Origin of the sequence: Amycolatopsis dongchuanensis, assembly GCF_039542405.1 — a bacterium.
GTDB classification, from domain to species: domain Bacteria; phylum Actinomycetota; class Actinomycetes; order Mycobacteriales; family Pseudonocardiaceae; genus Amycolatopsis_E; species Amycolatopsis_E sacchari.
Map to the genome: position 1 here is coordinate 1 of NZ_BAABIB010000091.1, position 16,010 is coordinate 16,010.

The window sequence follows — 16,010 nt, forward strand, 5'->3', positions numbered from 1 at the left end:
TGGTTCGTGGCCCCGCGCCGCCCGGTCTCCCTGGCGACGAAGAGAAGATTACACACCCTGGAACCCCCCTGGAACAGGGGGGTCCGTTAACCACAAAACAGCAGGTCAGAACGGTTACCAGGGCACGATCCCGGCTTCGGCGAGGAACTGACCGGACGGGACGTCGTCGGCGGCCAGTGCGACTCGGGCGATCACCGCGGCACCGTCGGCGGCGGTCCGCGACCCGCGGTACTCGTTGAGGTCCGTCGCGCACAGGCCGGGCGCGGCGGCGTTCACCTTGATCCCGTCGGCCGCGAGCTCGTGCGCGTACATGACGGTGAGGGAGTTGACCGCGGACTTCGACGTGCTGTACGCGAGCAGCATGGGGTGGTCGGCGTACCACCCCGGGTCGCTGCTGATGGCGAGCGAGCCCAGCTCGCTGGACACGTTCACGATCCGCGGCGAGGTGGAGCGGCGCAGCAGGGGGAGGAAGGCGTTGGTCACCCGGACGACGCCGAAGACGTTCGTCTCGTAGGCGGTCCGCACCACCTCGGCCGTCGTCTCGCTCGGCCGCGCCTGCCCCGGGGGGTTGATGCCGGCGTTGTTCACCAGGATGTCGAGCCGGCCGTACCGCTGGTCGACCTCCTTCGCGGCGGCCTCCACCGATTCCTGGTCGGTGACGTCGATGGTGAGGGCGCTCGCCCCCAGCTCTTCGGCGGCGGCCTGGCCGCGCGCGGCGTCCCGCGAGCCGATGAGCACGGTGACCCCCTCGGCCAGCAACAGCCGCGCGGTCTCCCTGCCGATTCCCTTGTTGGCGCCCGTGACCAGGGCGATCTTCTCGTTCATGCCTCCACCCTCGGCGCTGGGGCGCACCGGTGGCAGAGACCGTTCAACCAGGGACCGGCGGTCCCTGGCAGCAACCACCGGCACGCCGCAGACTGGGGACGTGGACCGGAAAGGACTGGCGGACTTCCTGCGGACGAGGCGGGCGAAACTGCAGCCGCGGGACGTCGGGCTGCCCGCCGGACTGCGCAGGCGGACTCCCGGCCTGCGCCGGGAGGAGGTGGCAGGCCTGGCCGCGATCTCCACGGACTACTACACGCGGCTCGAGCAGGCTCGCGGGCCACAGCCCTCGCGGCAGGTGCTGACGGGGATCGGGCGGGCGCTGCGGCTGTCCGACGAGGAGCGGGCCCACCTGTTCCACCTCGCGGGCGAGGTGCCGGACCTGCCCCCTGGGCCGTCGCGCGAGGTCACGCCCGGTCTGCTGCACCTGATCGACCGGCTGGACGACGCCGTCGCGTACGTCACCGACATCGCCTTCGACGTGCTGGCGTGGAACCCGCTCGCCTCCGCGCTGATGGGTGACCTGACGAGGTTCGGCCGCCGCGAGCGCAACCTCGCCCGGCGCCACTTCCTGCCCCAGCCCGACGACGGCTTCCGCTGGTACCACTCGGACTTCGGCCGGACCGCCGTCGGCAGGCTGCGCACCGCGGCGGCGAAGTACCCCGACGACACGTACGTGCGGGAACTCGTCGACGAGCTGCGCGCGGGCAGTGACGAGTTCGCGGAGCTCTGGTCCCGGCATGACGTCGTGGCGCACCCGGCGCAAGGCACTCTGGCACCCGCTGGTCGGCGAGTTCGAGGTCGACTGCGAGGTGCTGCTGGTTTCCGAGCGGGACCAGCAGCTGGTGCTGTTCACCACCGAGCCCGGCACGTCCGGGCACGAGGCGCTGCAGCTGCTCAAGGTCGTCGGCACGCAGGACCTGGGACAGGTGAGCCACTAGGTTCGGCTGCCATGCCGACCCTGCTGATCGTCCACCACACACCTTCGCCGAACGTGCAGGCGATGTTCGAGGCCGTCGTGGCCGGAGCGACCACCGACGAGCTCGAAGGGGTGTCGGTCGTCCGCAAGCCCGCGCTCGCGGCCACCGCGCCCGACGTGCTCGCCGCCGACGGCTTCCTCCTCGGCACGCCCGCGAACCTCGGGTACATGTCCGGCGCGCTCAAGCACTTCTTCGACACCGTCTACTACCCCTGCCTCGACGCCACCCGCGGACGGCCGTTCGGCTACTACGTGCACGGCGGCAGCGACGTCGCCGGGACCGTCCGGGGCATCGAGGCGATCACGACCGGGCTGGGCTGGCAGCAGGTCGCCGCCGCGGTCACCGTCACCGGCGAGCCGGGCAAGGGCGACCTGGAGGCCTGCTGGGAGCTGGGCGCGACAGTAGCGGCGCACCTGGTTCCGTGACACTGTTTTTAAAACAGTGTTATGGTCACTGGCATGACGCTCACCGGTCCTGTCCAGCTGTTCACCGTCATCGCGCTGGTGTCACTGCCCACCGTCATGTTCGGCGGCTACTCCCTGCTCGGCCTCCTGCGCAGGCGCAGGCTCACCGAGGAGCAGCGGGCGTTCTTCCGCGCCGGGCACGCGCACGCGGGCGTGCTGCTCGTCCTCGCGCTGGTCGCGCTCCAGCTGCTCGGTCAGGGCGGGCTCGGCGAAGCACTCCGCTGGGTGACGTGCTTCCTGCTCCTGTTCGGCGTCCTCGCCCAGTCCGGCGGCCTGTTCCTGCACCTGCTCCCCCGCAAGGCGCTCGCCCACCGGGTGACGGTGAGCGGCGCGGTGCTGCTGGGGGCGGCGATGCTCCTGACGGCCTGGGGTGTGGCCGTCGCCTAGCTGGATAAACTGGGCGCACACCAGTTTTCCGACCGTGAGGATCGTCGTGCCCGAGTACCTGCCGACCGCGCCGTACCGGGGGACCAGGGATTTCCTGCCCCCGGAAATGTCCGTCCGGACGCAGGTGTTCGGCCATCTCTACGACGTGCTGGAGCGGTACGGCTACCAGCGCTACGACGGGCCGGTCCTCGAATCCGCCGAGATCTACGAGCGCAAGTCCGGGCAGGAGATCGCCGACCAGCAGCTGTACACGCTGACCGACCGCGGTGGCCGCCGGCTGGCGTTGCGGCCGGAGATGACGCCGTCGGTGGCGCGGATGATCGCCGGGAACGCGGGCTCGCTGCAGTTCCCGGTGCGCTGGTACAGCCACCCGAACTGCCACCGCTACGAGCGGCCGCAGCGGGGCCGCGTGCGTGAGCACTGGCAGATCAACGCCGACATCTTCGGCTCGGACAGCGCGAACTGCGAGATCGAGATCTTCGAGCTGGTTCACGATCTGATGCGGGGCGTCGGCGCGACCGACGACATGTTCGTCGTGCGCGCCAACGACCGGAACCTGCTCTCCAGCGCGCTGACCGACCTGGTCGGGGTGACCGCCGAGCAGCTGCCGCAGGTGTTCGGGCTGGTCGACCGGTGGGAGAAGTACGACCGCGAGACCCTGGCCACGCAGGCCGAGGAGATCGGGCTGCCGGACAAGCAGTTCGAGAAGCTGGGTGACGTGCTCGGTGCCGGCACGGCGCTGCTGGACGAGCTGCCCGAGCAGGTCAAGGAGACGTCGAACCTCGTCAAGGTGCTGGCCAACGAGGCCGCGGGCCTGGTGCGGTTCGACCCGATGATCGTGCGCGGGCTGGCGTACTACACGTCCACCGTGTTCGAGGTCTTCGACACCTCGCCGGAGAACAACCGCGCGCTCTTCGGCGGCGGCCGGTACAGCGACCTCGCCGGGATGTTCACGTCGCAGCAGATCCCGGGCATCGGCTTCGGCATGGGTGACGTGACGCTGATGGACTTCCTCGGCACGCACGGCCTGACGCCGCAGCCGCGCAGCGAGGTCGACGTCGTGGTCATCCCCGTCGCCGAGGAGCTGGCCGGGGCCGCCCGGCAGGTCGCCACCGAGCTGCGGGGCGCCGGGATGCGCACGTCGACGCCGCTGGAGCTGCGCAAGCTCGGCAAGGAACTGGGCCGCGCGGACAAGGCGGGCGCCAAGGTGGTCGTGATCGTGGGCCAGGAGGACTGGGCCGCGGGCAACGTGACGGTCCGCTCGCTGGCGACGCGGGAGCAGCGCGTGGTCGCGCTGACGGAAGCCGCCGCCGCGGTCGCGGAGCTGCTGGCCTGAAAACCCGTGGTCGCGCCTGCCCAGACGCGACCACGGGGGCTTCAGCGACCCGCGTTGCGGGCCAGGTGCGCCGGGTAGCGTTCGCCGGCCACGGCGTCCTCCGGTGCCGCGGCCTCGATGCGGGCGAGGTCGTCGGCGGACAGCTCCAGCGTCGCCGCCGCGACGTTCTCCTCCAGGTACGTGCGGCGCTTCGTGCCGGGGATCGGGACGACGTCGGCGCCGCGGTGCTGCACCCACGCGAGCGCGAGCTGCCCTGGCGTGACGCCCTTTTCGGCGGCCAGCGCCCGCAGCGCTTCCACGATCGCGAGGTTGCGGTCGAAGTTCCCCTCCGCGAACCGCGGCAGGCCGCGCCGCATGTCGTCCTCCGGCAGGTCCTGGACCGACCGCACGGCGCCGGTGAGGAAACCGCGGCCCAGCGGCGAGAACGGCACGATGCCGATACCCAGCTCACGGCACACGGGCACGACCTCGTCCTCCAGCTCCCGCGTCCACAGGCTCCACTCGCTCTGCAGCGCCGTCACCGGGTGCACGGCGTGGGCGCGGCGGATGCTGTCCGCGGACGCCTCCGAGATGCCGAGGTAGCGGACCTTCCCCTCCTCGACCAGCTCGGCCAGCGCGCCCCACGTCTCCTCGATCGGCACGTCCGGGGCCACGCGGTGCTGGTAGTACAGGTCGATGTGGTCGAGGCCGAGCCGCCGCAGGGACTCCTCGCAGCACTGCCGGACGTACGCCGCGTCGCCGCGGACACCCTGCCCGTCCTCGCCGAAGACGATGCCGAACTTCGTCGCCAGCACGACCCGGTCGCGGCGGTCGGCGATCGCGCGGCCGACGAGCTCCTCGTTGGTCCCGGCGCCGTAGACGTTCGCCGTGTCGATGAGCGTCACGCCGAGGTCGAGCGCGCGGTGGATGGTGGCGATCGACTCCTCGTCGTTGTCACGCACCCCGTAGGCGTGGCTCATCCCCATGCAGCCCAGGCCCTGCGCGCCCACTTCCAGCGCACCGAGCTTCCTCGTCGGGATCACGCCGACATCTCCTCCACGGTCACCCCGACGGCCACCATGTCGCGGCAGATCCGGTCGTAGTTGTCGATCTTGTAGTCGAGTATGTCCAAACAGGACTGCAGCTCGGCGATCCTGGCCCGCACGGAGTTCCGCTGCTCGATCAGGATGCCCATGCGGCGGGCGGCGCTCGCGTCGCCGTGGCGCCGCAGCTGCGCGTACTCGCGCATCATCTTGATGGGCATGCCGGTGGTCCGCAGGTGGGTGAGGAACTCGAGCCAGGCCAGGTCCTCGTCCGAGTAGGCCCGGCGGCCCGCCGTGTCGCGCGCCGGCGGGTCGACCAGCTTGATGCGCTCGTAGTACCGGAGCGTGTCGATGGACAGCCCGCTCCGGCGGGCGGCTTCCGCTATCGAGTAGCTCATGGTGGCTGACAGTACGACCTGGAGTGCACTCCAGGTCAACTCCCGCGGCCGGATTGATAACAGTGTTGCGATACGCTGGGACCATGCCCCGTCCTCGCACGCACGACGAAGCACTGCGGCTGCGCCTGCTCGACCGAGCCGGAGAACTGCTGTCCACGGAGGGCGCCAAGGCGCTCAGCCTGCGCAGGCTCGCCGCCGACGCCGGCACGTCGACCACCGCCGTGTACTCCCTGTTCGGCAGCAAACCGGATCTCGTCAACGCGCTGTACGCCGAGGGTTTTCACCGGTTCGGTGCGCGGATGCGGGCGGTCGAGCGGACCGGGGACGCCGTCGAGGACCTCGTGCGGCTGGGACTGGTCTACCGGGAGAGCGCGCTCGCCGACCCGCACCTCTACTCGGTCATGTTCACGACCGCCGTCCCGGGCTTCGAGCCCACCGAGGAGGCCCAGCGGCTCGGACGGGAGGCGCTCGCGCCGCTGGTCGAGGTCGTGCGGAACGGGGTCGAGTCGGGCCAGTTCGAGGACGTCGCACCCGAAACGATCGCCATCAGCGCGTGGGGCCTGGTGCACGGGCTCGTTTCGCTCGAACTCAACGGCACCCTGCCACCGGACTTCGACGTGGCCTCGTCCTACGAAACCGCGCTGCGCGCACACGCCGGGGGGTGGCGGCGCCACTAGACTCCGGCCGTGACCGTCATCGACGAGCAGGGCCGCCCCGAACCCCCGGTCGCGGCGGGCGAAACCGCCACGGTGCTGGGCTTCCTGGAGTTCCAGCGTGCGACCTTCGAGTGGAAGTGCGCCGGGCTGGACGCCGACGGCCTCACCGCGACGGTCGGCGCCTCCACCATGACGCTCGGCGGGATGCTCAAGCACCTCGCGTGGGTCGAGGACCACTGGTTCTCCCGGCGGCTGTTCGGGCACGACCCGCTGCCGGTGTTCACCGGGATCGACTGGCAGGCCGAGCCCGACTGGGAGTGGACGACGGCCGCCGCCGACAGCCCGGAGGAACTCCGCACGCTGTGGCAGGACACCGTGGCCCGCTCCCGCGAGCTGGTCGACGAGGCGCTCGCGGACGGCGGGCTCGACCGGATGGCGGTCCAGCCGTGGCAGGACGGGCGTGTGCCCAACCTGCGCTGGATCGTCTGCCACATGATCGAGGAGTACGCCCGGCACAACGGCCACGCGGACCTCCTCCGCGAGGCCGTCGACGGGGAGACCGGGGAATAGCCCTCAGCGCGGCCCGTACTGCCGGTCGCCCGCGTCGCCGAGGCCCGGCACGATGAAGCCCGAGTCGTTGAGCCGCTCGTCCACGCTCGCCGTCACCACGCGCACCGGCAGGCCGGACTCCTCCAGCCGCTTCAGCCCTTCCGGGGCCGCCAGCGCGCAGATCGCCGTCACGTCCGTGGCACCGCGCTCGGCGAGCAGCTGGATCGTGTAGACCATCGAACCGCCCGTGGCGAGCATCGGGTCGAGCACGAACACCGGCCGGGAGGCGAGGCTTTCCGGCAGCGACTCCAGGTACGGCGTCGGCTGCAGGGTCTCCTCGTCGCGGGCGAGGCCCACGAAGCCCATCTGCGCGTCGGGGATCAGCTTGTGCGCCTGGTCGGCCATGCCGAGGCCGGCCCGCAGCACCGGCACGAGCAGCGGCGGGTTCGCCAGCCGGTACCCCTGGGTGCGGGCGACCGGGGTGTGGATGCGCTCGGCCCGCACCGGAGCTTCGCGGGTGGCTTCGTAGATCAGCATCACGGTCAGCTCGTGCAGCGCGGCGCGGAAGGCGGCGCTGTCGGTGCGGGCGTCCCGCATGGTCGAGAGCCTGTCCTTGGCCAGGGGGTGGTCGACTACCAGGACGTCCATGGGGAAAAGGTACCCGCCGCGCGGGCCGGTGCCGCTACGCTCACCTGCGTGACGGAGGGGACCCCGGAAAGACCACCGATGCGGGCGTCGGACGCCGACCGCGAGCGGGTGGCGCAGATCCTGCACAACGCGTTGTCCGAAGGCCGGATCACCGTGGCCGAGCTGGAAGAACGGCTCGACACGGTGTACGCGGCGAAGACGCTCGTGGAGCTGGAGCCGCCGATCGCGGACCTGCCGGGCGTGTCGGTGGGCAAGGCCGTCGCGCACGCCCCGTCGCAGGCGGTGGACACGCGCATCGGCGGGATCCCGGGCTCGCAGGCGTCCATCGCGGTGATGTCCGGGGCCAACCGCAAGGGCAACTGGGTGGTGCCGCCGAACCACACGAGCTTCGCGTTCTGGGGCGGCGTCGAGCTCGACCTGCGGGGCGCGCGCTTCGCCGAGCGCCACTCCACCATCACGGCGATCGCGATCATGGGCGGGATCGACATCGTGGTGCCCGACGACATCGTGGTGGACGTCAACGGCATCGGGCTCATGGGTGCGTTCGAGAGCCAGGACCACGCGGGCGCCACCGCCGGGCGCGCCGACGGTGAAGATCACGGGTTTCGCCTTCTGGGGTGGCGTCACAGTTCATCGGAAGCCGCGAAAGCAGCAACCTACTATCGAGGGGTGAGCACACCTACTCTCCCGGCGGGGCTCGACGACGCGACCCGCGACGACGCCAGCCTGCGCCGGTTCCTGCACGGCCTGCCCGGCGTCGACCAGGTCGGCGTCGAGGCCAGGGCCGCTTCGCTGGGCACGCGCAGCATCAAGAAGGCCGCCAAGCTCTGGGCCATCGACACCGCGATCTCGATGGTCGACCTGACCACCCTCGAAGGCGCCGACACCCGGGGCAAGGTCCGCGCGCTGGCCGCGAAGGCCAAGCTGCCCGACCCCGAGCGGCCCGGCACCCCGCGGGTCGCCGCCGTCTGCGTCTACCCCGACCTCGTCGCCACGGCGGTGGAAAGCCTGCGCGGCACGGGGATCGGCGTGGCGAGCGTCGCGACCGCGTTCCCCTCCGGGCGGACCAGCCGGGAGATCAAGCTCGCCGAGGTCGAGTTCGCCGTGGCCGCCGGGGCCACCGAGGTCGACATGGTGATCGACCGCGGCGCGTTCCTCGAAGGCCGCTACGGGCAGGTGTTCGAGGAGATCCAGGCGGTCAAGGCCGCCTGCGGTGACGCGCACCTGAAGGTCATCCTCGAGACGGGCGAACTGGCCACGTACGACAACGTGCGCCGGGCGTCGTGGCTCGCGCTGCTCGCGGGCGGTGACTTCATCAAGACCTCCACCGGCAAGGTCTCCCCCGCCGCGACGCTGCCGGTCACGCACGTGATGCTGCAGGCCGTCCGCGACTGGTTCACCAGCACCGGCGAACTGCGGGGCGTCAAGCCCGCCGGTGGTATCCGGACGACCAAGGACGCGATCAAGTACCTGGTGGCGGTGCACGAGGTCGCCGGTGAGCAGTGGCTCACGCCGGAGCTGTTCCGGTTCGGCGCGTCCAGCCTCCTCAACGACCTGCTGCTGCAGCGGCGCACCCAGCTCGACGGCCACTACAGCGGCCCTGACTACGTGACGGTGGACTAGATGCCCGCCCGTCGCCCGACCACCACCCCCGATGGAGACGCTTTGCGCCGCCAATCTTTATTCGAATACGCCCCCGCGCCAGAATCGCGCGACCTGGCGAACCTCAAACCCAGCTACCGGCCTTTCGTCGACGGCGAGTTCGTCGACGGCTCCGGCGAGCCGCTCAAGACCATCAACCCCGCCACGGAGGAGATCCTCGCGGAGGTCGGCACGGCGAGTGAGTCTGATGTGGACACCGCCGTGAAGGCGGCGCGGCGGGCCTACGACAAGGTGTGGGGCCGGATGCCCGGCACCGAGCGCGCGAAGTACCTGTTCCGCATCGCGCGCCTGATCCAGGAGCGGTCGCGTGAGCTGGCCGTGCTGGAGACGCTCGACAACGGCAAGCCGATCAAGGAGTCGCGCGACTCGGACCTGCCGACGGTCGCGGCGCACTTCTTCTACCACGCGGGCTGGGCGGACAAGCTCGAGTACGCGGGCTTCGGCCCCGAGCCGAAGCCGCTCGGCGTGGCCGGGCAGATCATCCCGTGGAACTTCCCGCTGCTGATGCTGGCGTGGAAGATCGCGCCAGCGCTCGCGACGGGGAACACCGTGGTGCTCAAGCCCGCGGAGACGACCCCGTTGACGGCGCTGGTGTTCGCGGAGATCTGCCAGCAGGCCGACCTGCCGCCGGGCGTGGTGAACATCCTGCCGGGCGCCGGGGACGTCGGTTCGTGGCTGGTGCGGCACGAGGGCATCGACAAGATCGCCTTCACCGGGTCCACCGAGGTCGGCAAGCTGATCCAGCGCGAGGTCGCGGGCACGCCGAAACGGCTGACGCTGGAGCTGGGCGGCAAGGCGGCGAACATCGTGTTCGACGACGCGCCGCTGGACCAGGCCGTCGAGGGCATCGTGAACGGGATCTTCTTCAACCAGGGGCACGTGTGCTGCGCGGGCTCGCGGCTGCTCGTGCAGGAGTCCATTGCGGACGAACTGCTGGAGAAGCTGCGGTACCGCGTCTCGACGATGAGGCTGGGCGACCCGCTGGACAAGAACACCGACATCGGCGCGATCAACTCCGCGGAGCAGCTGGCGAAGATCCGCGAGCTCGTCGACTCCGGCGAGGCCGAGGGCGCGCAGCGGTGGACCAGCTCGTGCCCGGTGCCGGAGCGCGGGTTCTTCTTCGCCCCCACGGTGTTCTCCGACGTGCACCAGTCGATGCGGATCGCGCGCGAGGAGATCTTCGGGCCGGTGCTGTCGGTGCTCACGTTCCGCACGCCCGACGAGGCGGTGGCCAAGGCGAACAACACGCCGTACGGGCTGTCGGCGGGGATCTGGACCGAGAAGGGGTCGCGGATCCTGTCCGTCGCGAACCGGCTGCGTGCCGGGGTCGTCTGGGCGAACACGTTCAACCGCTTCGACCCGGCCGCGCCGTTCGGCGGGTACCAGGAGTCGGGCTTCGGCCGTGAAGGTGGCCGCATCGGCCTGGAGGGGTACTTGGATGTCTGACCGGATCGCTGTCGCGAAGACCTACAAGCTGTTCATCGGCGGAAAGTTCCCGCGGTCGGAGTCGGGCCGGGTGTACCCGGTGACGGACGACAAGGGCAAGTTCCTCGCCAACGCCGCGCAGGCGTCCCGCAAGGACGTCCGCGACGCGGTTTCCGCTGCCCGCAAGGCTTTCCCCGGCTGGTCCGGCGCCACGGCGTACAACCGAGGGCAGGTGCTGTACCGGGTGGCCGAGATGCTCGAGGGCCGGCGGGACCAGTTCATCGCCGAGGTGTCGGCGTCCGAGGGTTCCCGGCATGCGGCGTCCACTGTGGACGCCGCGATCGACCGCTGGGTGTGGTACGCGGGCTGGACCGACAAGATCGCGAGCGTCCTCGGCGCTGCGAACCCCGTTGCGGGGCCGTACTTCTCGTTCACCGTGCCGGAGCCGACCGGGGTGGTCGGGGTGCTGGCGCCGCAGCGGTCGTCGTTGCTGGGGCTGGTGAGCGTGCTGGCGCCGGTGCTCGCGACGGGCTGCACGGCGGTCGTGGTGAGCAGCGAGGAACGGCCGTTGCCCGCGATCACGCTGTCCGAGGTGCTCGCGACGTCCGACCTGCCCGGCGGGGTGGCGAACATCCTCACCGGGCGCGCGGCGGAACTGGGCCCGTGGCTGGCTTCGCACGCCGACGTGAACGCGCTGGACCCGACGGGCGCGGAGGACAGGGCCGCCCTGGCGCGCGACGCCGCGGGCACGGTGAAGCGGGTGCTGAACGTGCCCGCCGAGGAGCCGGACTGGACGCTGCGGCCGGACATCACGCGCCTGCGCCGCTACCTGGAGGCGAAGACCGTCTGGCACCCGATGGGGAACTGAGCGAGAAGATCGCCTCGCGGTCCGGTTCGCGCTCGCACCGCGCGACCTTGGCACCCCGGAGTGACTCGCCCGCTTGCGAGCCCCCATGCGGCCGGAGAGCCGGTTCGCGCTCGTACCGCACGGCCTCAGCCGCCGCCGGGCGCCGACACCGGCGGCCCCTTTCCCGGGGCCGCCGGTGTCCGCTGCTTCAGGACGCGTTGTACTGCTTCGCGATGAAGGCGGCGGCCGTGTTCACGCTGCCGTCGTTCGGGTAGCTCAGGTGTCCGTAGCCGGGGCCCGTGCCGGTGCCGCCGCAGACGGTGTCACCGCGGTTGCAGAACTCCAGCGACTTCGGGCCGTACGTCGGGCTGGCGGTCTTGATGGTCTGGCCGTAAAGCCCGAGCGGGTTGCCGAACGCGACGACCGCCACCACGCGGGAGGCCAGGTCCGTGGGAATGGTCTGCCCGGTGCCCAGGTAGGTGCGGATCCCGATCGCGATGTCGGTGACGCTCGCGCCCTGCGAGTAGCCGCCGATCGCGAACTTCGTGTCCGGGCACTGCGCGGCGGTCGTCTTGATGTGGTTGCTCATGTCGGTCGCGCCGGGGCCGGCGCTCGTCTGGTCGTAGCTGGCCGCGTAGTTCACGGCGTACGACGAGACCGAGGACGAGCCGACCGCCGACTTCACGGCGGACACCAGCGGAGTGCCGACGACGCCCAGCCCCGGCACCTCGCCGCTCCCGCGGGCGAAGACGACCTCCAGCGAGGAGCACGTGGCCTTCGCGTCCGCCGCGGCGGCCGGGAGCGCGGCGGCGGTCAGTGCGAAGGTGGCGGCGGCGAGCGCCGTGAGCAGCCGGGTGATGCGGACCATGACGTCAGTTCCTTTCTCGAACGCGACGAGTCGGAAAATAAGTCACGGCCGTAACGCCCGCATCGGCATATCCGCCAGTCCCGGCGGGAGTCAGCGCCTGCGGAGATCGTCCCCGGTCACGGGACGGCCGGGCAGCGGCGCGCCCGGCCGGGCGCGCAGTGCGTCGAGCATGAGCGCCAGGACGCGGTCGTGCACCTGGAGCTCCTCGTCCGGGGGCGCGGGCAGCCGCTTGAGCAGCAGCGACACGAGCACCGCCACGTCACCGGCTCCGACGTCGGCGCGCATCACGCCCTCACGCTGCGCCTCGCCGACGAGGTTCTCCAAGATCTCGAGGATCGCATCCCGGTAGCGCTGGGTCTCCGGGTCGTCGCGGACGACGGTCCACGCCTGCTGGGACAGCAGGGCGAGGTGCATGCTCAACCGCAGCGGGCGCGAACCGCTGAGCAGCCGCACCAGCGCGTCCCACGCCGTCGGCTCCTCGGCCGCCGCGGCCTCGGCCTCGGCGAGCATCTGCGCGAAGTTGTCCTGGGCGACCGCGCGGATGAGCGCGTCCCGGTCCGGGAAGCGGCGGTAGAGCGTGCCGACGCCGACCCCGGCCCGGCGGGCGATCTCCTCCATCGGTACGTCGAGGCCCTTTTCCAGGAACATCGCCTTCGCCGCCGCCACGATCTGGTCGCGGTTGCGCCGGGCGTCGGCACGCAGGCGGACCTCCGGGTCAGCGGTCATGTCCCGATTGTCGCATCCCACGGGAGGTGGACGAAGTCCTTCCGGTTCGGTAGCGTCGGCAAAGAAGTGGAAGGTGTTCGTCCGCATACTCACAGTACGGATCGGGGTGGAACCGTGACCACTGCTTCGCCGCTTCCCATCACGAGAACCTGTCCCTTCGCGCCACGCGAGGAACACCGCCGGATGCAGGAGGAGGAACCCATCTCCCGGGTGACGCTGCCCGACGGCCGCGAAGGCTGGGCGCTCACCCGGCACGAGGACATCCGGACCATGCTGACCGACCCCCGGTTCAGCTCCGACCGGCGCAACCCGGGCTTCCCGCTCCTGGTCGAGCGGCAGCAGCAGCCGCCGCTCTTCCGCGCGTCCCTGATCGGGATGGACCCGCCCGAGCACGGGCCGGCCCGCCGGGCGGTGGTCGGGGAGTTCACCGTCAAGCGGATGGCCGCGTTGCGCCCGCGCATCCAGGAGATCGTCGACGAGCACCTCGACGCGATGCTCGCCGGCCCGAAACCCGCGGACCTCGTGCGGGCGCTGTCCCTGCCGGTGCCGTCGCTGGTGATCTGCGAACTGCTCGGCGTGCCCTACGCCGACCACGAGTTCTTCCAGGAGCGGTCCGCAAAGCTGCTGCGGCGCACCACCCCGGCCGAGGAGCGCTCGACGGCGGTCAACGAGCTGCGGGACTACCTGTTCGACCTGCTCGAAAAGAAGGCGCAGGCACCCGGTGACGACCTGCTCAGCAGGCAGCTGGCGAAGCAGGACGACCGCGAGGAGCTGGTCAGCCTCGGGTTCCTGCTGCTCATCGCCGGGCACGAGACCACGGCGAACATGATCTCGCTCGGCACCATCACGCTGCTGGAGCACCCCGAGGCGCTCGCCGTGATCCGCGAAGACCCGGCGAAGACCCCGGACGCCGTCGAGGAACTGCTGCGGTACTTCACGATCGCCGAACTGGCGAACTCGCGCGTGGCCGTCGAGGACGTCGAACTCGGCGGGGTGCTCATCCGCAAGGGCGAGGGCGTCATCGCGCTCGGCAACACGGCGAACCGGGATCCGGAGGCCTTCGAGCGCCCTGACGACTTCGACATCGAACGCGGCGCCCGGCACCACATCGCCTTCGGCTTCGGGGCGCACCAGTGCCTCGGCCAGAACCTCGCGCGGATGGAGCTGCAGATCGTGTTCGACACGCTGTTCCGCCGCGTGCCGACGCTCCGGCTGGCGAAACCGGCGGACGAGCTGCCGTACAAGGAGGACGCGGCGGTCTACGGGGTGTACGAACTTCCCGTGACCTGGTGAAGGTAAGTGGTGGGGAGCGAGCGGGCAGACCCGGCACGGGCTCGTGGACGGCGGTGCCCCGGCTCGGTAGCGTCGGGCCCCGCACGTCGCCGGAGTTCGTCCGCAATTCCCAGTCTCGGATCGGGGTGGAACCGTGACCACTGCTTCGCCGCTCCCCATCACCAGGAGCTGTCCGTTCGCGCCACGCGAGGAACACCGCGCGCTCCGCGACGAGACCCCCGTGGCCAGGGTGGTCCTGCCCAACGGCCGTGAGCTCTGGGCGCTGACCAGGCTCCAGGACATCCGGACGATGCTCACCGACCCGCGGTTCAGCTCCGACCGGAGCCACCCCGGCTTCCCGGTGCTGACCGGGCAGCAGCAGACGACGACCAACCTGCGGGTGTCCATGATCGGCATGGACCCGCCGGAACACGGGCCCGTCCGCCGGTCCGTGCTCCGCGACTTCACGGTCAAGCGGGTGGCCGCGTTGCGTCCCCGCATCCAGGAGGTCGTCGACGAGCACCTCGACGCGATGCTCGCCGGCCCGAAGCCGGCCGACCTCGTGCAGGCGCTGTCCCTGCCGGTCTCGTCGTTGATCATCTGCGAACTGCTCGGCGTGCCCTACGCCGACCACGAGTTCTTCCAGGAGCAGTCGGCGAAACTGCTCCGGCGCACAGCTCCGCGCGAGGAACTCGCGGCGGCGCTCGGCGCGCTGCAGAAGTACCTGCTGGAGCTGGTCCAGCGGAAGGAACGCGAGCCGGGCGACGACCTGCTGACCAGGCAGCTGCCGAGGTACGACGACCAGCGGGAACTGGTCGGCCTCGCCTTCCTGCTGCTCGTCGCCGGGCACGAGACCACCGCGAACATGATCTCGCTGGGCACGATCATGCTGCTGGAGCACCCCGAGGCGCTCGCCGCGATCCGCGAGGACCCGGCGAAGGTGCCGAACGCGGTCGAGGAGTTGTTGCGCTACTTCACGATCGCGGAGTACGCGAGCCGCCGCGTCGCCGTCGAGGACGTCGAACTCGGGGGCGTGCGCATCCGCGCCGGTGACGGCGTGCTGCCGCTGGGAGCCATCGCCAACCGCGACCCGGAAGCGTTCGACAACCCCGACGAATTCGACATCGAACGCGGTGCCCGGCACCACATCGCCTTCGGCTTCGGGGCGCACCAGTGCCTCGGCCAGAACCTCGCGCGGATGGAACTGCAGGTCGTCTTCGAGACGTTGTTCCAGCGCGCACCGAGCCTGCGGCTCGCCGTCCCGTCCGGCGAACTGCAGTACAAGGACGACGGGATCGTCTACGGGGTGTACGAACTTCCCGTGACCTGGTAAGGGGAAACCATGCGAATCGTGGCCGACACCGATGTCTGCGTTGGCGCCGGGCAGTGCGTGCTCACCGACCCGAAGACCTTCGACCAGAGCGAGGAGGACGGCACGGTCATCGTCCTCGCCGAGCACCCCGCCGACGAGCAGAAGGCGCGCGAGGCGGTGCACATCTGCCCGAGCCAGGCCCTGTCGATCGAGGAGTGACCCGGGGTTTTGAGGGTCGGCGCGCAGCCGCGCGGCGGCCGAGCGGGCGAACCGGGTGATCGACTCGGCGGCCCGCTCGCGCCGTTCGCGCAACTGCGCCTGGTCCGCGGCGGCCTCGACGTCCCCGATGACCGCGATGGTCCGCTCGGCCAGCGACGCCAGCTCGGCGTCCACCATCCGGTAGTAGGCGGCCCACGCCTCGGTCCTCGCGGCGTAGAAGGCGTCGGCCGCGGCCAGCTGGACCGCCTCGTCCGCGCCCTCGTGGCGGCGGTACCAGCGGTCGCCCGCGAGCCGCCGCGCCTGGCCGGCCAAGGCGGCGAACTCCGCGCACGCCGCCTGCAGTTCCTGGTCCAGCCGCTCCGTACGGGCGGCGCGCCGCGACCAGCCCGCAAAGGCAGGTCGGCGGCGCGCCGCCGG

Annotated in this window: 17 protein-coding genes and 2 pseudogenes; 13 read left to right on the forward strand and 6 right to left on the reverse strand. The window is 71.0% G+C overall.

All coding sequences use genetic code 11. The features are described 5' to 3' along the window. Positions 1-114: 114 nt before the first annotated feature. Complete coding sequence (locus tag ABFX51_RS24565) at positions 115-825, reverse strand: SDR family oxidoreductase (RefSeq protein ID WP_091504871.1); 711 nt, start codon at positions 823-825, stop codon at positions 115-117. Here ABFX51_RS24565 and ABFX51_RS24570 point away from each other — a divergent pair. The 4 genes and pseudogenes from ABFX51_RS24570 to hisS form a co-directional block, all read left to right on the forward strand. Beyond that, positions 824-1,525: pseudogene (locus tag ABFX51_RS24570) on the forward strand (helix-turn-helix transcriptional regulator); the annotation flags it as partial. The gene ABFX51_RS24565 and the pseudogene ABFX51_RS24570 overlap by 2 nt on opposite strands. Positions 1,526-1,774: 249 nt before the next feature. Then, positions 1,775-2,227: a flavodoxin family protein gene (locus ABFX51_RS24575; protein ID WP_091504872.1), complete on the forward strand. Its 453-nt coding sequence runs from the start codon at positions 1,775-1,777 to the stop codon at positions 2,225-2,227. A gap of 33 nt (positions 2,228-2,260) precedes the next feature. Continuing rightward, positions 2,261-2,653 (forward strand): hypothetical protein, encoded by a 393-nt coding sequence (locus ABFX51_RS24580; protein WP_091504873.1) that lies wholly within the window; start codon positions 2,261-2,263, stop codon positions 2,651-2,653. A 46-nt stretch (positions 2,654-2,699) separates the two neighbouring features. Beyond that, positions 2,700-3,989 carry a histidine--tRNA ligase gene (gene hisS / locus ABFX51_RS24585; protein ID WP_091505182.1) on the forward strand — a complete coding sequence of 430 codons (1,290 nt, stop codon included), beginning with the start codon at positions 2,700-2,702 and terminating at the stop codon, positions 3,987-3,989. A 41-nt stretch (positions 3,990-4,030) separates the two neighbouring features. Here hisS and ABFX51_RS24590 read toward each other — a convergent pair whose 3' ends face one another. Beyond that, on the reverse strand, positions 4,031-5,011 hold the full coding sequence (locus ABFX51_RS24590) for an aldo/keto reductase (RefSeq protein WP_177228564.1): 981 nt from the start codon (positions 5,009-5,011) through the stop codon (positions 4,031-4,033). Beyond that, positions 5,008-5,409, reverse strand: a complete 402-nt coding sequence (locus tag ABFX51_RS24595; protein ID WP_091504874.1) for a MerR family transcriptional regulator — start codon at positions 5,407-5,409, stop codon at positions 5,008-5,010. Before ABFX51_RS24595 ends, ABFX51_RS24590 begins: the two co-directional genes overlap by 4 nt. A gap of 83 nt (positions 5,410-5,492) precedes the next feature. Between ABFX51_RS24595 and ABFX51_RS24600 the strand changes: the two genes are divergently transcribed. Further along, positions 5,493-6,086: a TetR/AcrR family transcriptional regulator gene (locus ABFX51_RS24600; protein ID WP_091504875.1), complete on the forward strand. Its 594-nt coding sequence runs from the start codon at positions 5,493-5,495 to the stop codon at positions 6,084-6,086. A gap of 9 nt (positions 6,087-6,095) precedes the next feature. Then, positions 6,096-6,635: a DinB family protein gene (locus ABFX51_RS24605; RefSeq protein WP_091504876.1), complete on the forward strand. Its 540-nt coding sequence runs from the start codon at positions 6,096-6,098 to the stop codon at positions 6,633-6,635. A gap of 3 nt (positions 6,636-6,638) precedes the next feature. Here ABFX51_RS24605 and upp read toward each other — a convergent pair whose 3' ends face one another. Further along, the gene (upp, locus tag ABFX51_RS24610; RefSeq protein WP_091504877.1) at positions 6,639-7,262 is read right to left on the reverse strand and encodes a uracil phosphoribosyltransferase; all 624 of its coding nucleotides are present in this window, start codon (positions 7,260-7,262) and stop codon (positions 6,639-6,641) included. Between the two features lie 78 nt (positions 7,263-7,340). On the opposite strand from upp, the pseudogene ABFX51_RS24615 reads away from it, so the two are divergent. From ABFX51_RS24615 to ABFX51_RS24630, 4 genes and pseudogenes are all read left to right on the forward strand, one after another. Continuing rightward, positions 7,341-7,935: pseudogene (locus tag ABFX51_RS24615) on the forward strand (DUF1707 SHOCT-like domain-containing protein). After that, on the forward strand, positions 7,932-8,885 hold the full coding sequence (deoC, locus tag ABFX51_RS24620) for a deoxyribose-phosphate aldolase (protein WP_091504879.1): 954 nt from the start codon (positions 7,932-7,934) through the stop codon (positions 8,883-8,885). The pseudogene ABFX51_RS24615 and the gene deoC overlap by 4 nt, the downstream one beginning before the upstream one ends. Then, a complete protein-coding gene (locus ABFX51_RS24625) occupies positions 8,886-10,370 on the forward strand; it encodes an aldehyde dehydrogenase family protein (RefSeq protein WP_091504880.1) in 1,485 nt (494 codons plus the stop codon). After that, the gene (locus tag ABFX51_RS24630; protein ID WP_346055070.1) at positions 10,363-11,217 is read left to right on the forward strand and encodes an aldehyde dehydrogenase family protein; all 855 of its coding nucleotides are present in this window, start codon (positions 10,363-10,365) and stop codon (positions 11,215-11,217) included. The genes ABFX51_RS24625 and ABFX51_RS24630 overlap by 8 nt, the downstream gene beginning before the upstream one ends. A gap of 187 nt (positions 11,218-11,404) precedes the next feature. On the opposite strand, the gene ABFX51_RS24635 is transcribed toward ABFX51_RS24630, so the two are convergent. Together ABFX51_RS24635 and ABFX51_RS24640 are read right to left on the reverse strand one after the other, a co-directional pair. After that, positions 11,405-12,064: a cutinase family protein gene (locus ABFX51_RS24635; protein ID WP_091504882.1), complete on the reverse strand. Its 660-nt coding sequence runs from the start codon at positions 12,062-12,064 to the stop codon at positions 11,405-11,407. A 90-nt stretch (positions 12,065-12,154) separates the two neighbouring features. Next, entirely contained in the window at positions 12,155-12,790 is a 636-nt protein-coding gene (locus ABFX51_RS24640) for a TetR/AcrR family transcriptional regulator (RefSeq protein WP_091504883.1), read from the reverse strand. Between the two features lie 183 nt (positions 12,791-12,973). Here ABFX51_RS24640 and ABFX51_RS24645 point away from each other — a divergent pair, with 183 nt between their 5' ends. The 3 genes from ABFX51_RS24645 (at position 12,974) to ABFX51_RS24655 (ending at position 15,593) form a co-directional block, all read left to right on the forward strand. Then, positions 12,974-14,083 carry a cytochrome P450 gene (locus ABFX51_RS24645; RefSeq protein ID WP_091504884.1) on the forward strand — a complete coding sequence of 370 codons (1,110 nt, stop codon included), beginning with the start codon at positions 12,974-12,976 and terminating at the stop codon, positions 14,081-14,083. 133 nt (positions 14,084-14,216) lie between these two features. Then, complete coding sequence (locus ABFX51_RS24650; protein ID WP_177228565.1) at positions 14,217-15,395, forward strand: cytochrome P450; 1,179 nt, start codon at positions 14,217-14,219, stop codon at positions 15,393-15,395. A gap of 9 nt (positions 15,396-15,404) precedes the next feature. Continuing rightward, a complete protein-coding gene (locus ABFX51_RS24655; RefSeq protein WP_091504885.1) occupies positions 15,405-15,593 on the forward strand; it encodes a ferredoxin in 189 nt (62 codons plus the stop codon). Positions 15,594-16,010 lie beyond the last annotated feature (417 nt).

Bases quoted from the DNA above. Each gene is read 5' to 3' on its own strand.
- ABFX51_RS24600 (WP_091504875.1), top strand. From the start codon at position 5,493: ATGCCCCGTCCTCGCACGCACGACGAAGCACTGCGGCTGCGCCTGCTC.
- ABFX51_RS24635 (WP_091504882.1), bottom strand. From the start codon at position 12,064: ATGGTCCGCATCACCCGGCTGCTCACGGCGCTCGCCGCCGCCACCTTC.
- ABFX51_RS24580 (WP_091504873.1), top strand. From the start codon at position 2,261: ATGACGCTCACCGGTCCTGTCCAGCTGTTCACCGTCATCGCGCTGGTG.
- ABFX51_RS24655 (WP_091504885.1), top strand. From the start codon at position 15,405: ATGCGAATCGTGGCCGACACCGATGTCTGCGTTGGCGCCGGGCAGTGC.
- upp (WP_091504877.1), bottom strand. From the start codon at position 7,262: ATGGACGTCCTGGTAGTCGACCACCCCCTGGCCAAGGACAGGCTCTCG.
- ABFX51_RS24595 (WP_091504874.1), bottom strand. From the start codon at position 5,409: ATGAGCTACTCGATAGCGGAAGCCGCCCGCCGGAGCGGGCTGTCCATC.
- ABFX51_RS24645 (WP_091504884.1), top strand. From the start codon at position 12,974: ATGCAGGAGGAGGAACCCATCTCCCGGGTGACGCTGCCCGACGGCCGC.
- ABFX51_RS24640 (WP_091504883.1), bottom strand. From the start codon at position 12,790: ATGACCGCTGACCCGGAGGTCCGCCTGCGTGCCGACGCCCGGCGCAAC.
- ABFX51_RS24625 (WP_091504880.1), top strand. From the start codon at position 8,886: ATGCCCGCCCGTCGCCCGACCACCACCCCCGATGGAGACGCTTTGCGC.
- ABFX51_RS24630 (WP_346055070.1), top strand. From the start codon at position 10,363: ATGTCTGACCGGATCGCTGTCGCGAAGACCTACAAGCTGTTCATCGGC.
- ABFX51_RS24575 (WP_091504872.1), top strand. From the start codon at position 1,775: ATGCCGACCCTGCTGATCGTCCACCACACACCTTCGCCGAACGTGCAG.
- ABFX51_RS24565 (WP_091504871.1), bottom strand. From the start codon at position 825: ATGAACGAGAAGATCGCCCTGGTCACGGGCGCCAACAAGGGAATCGGC.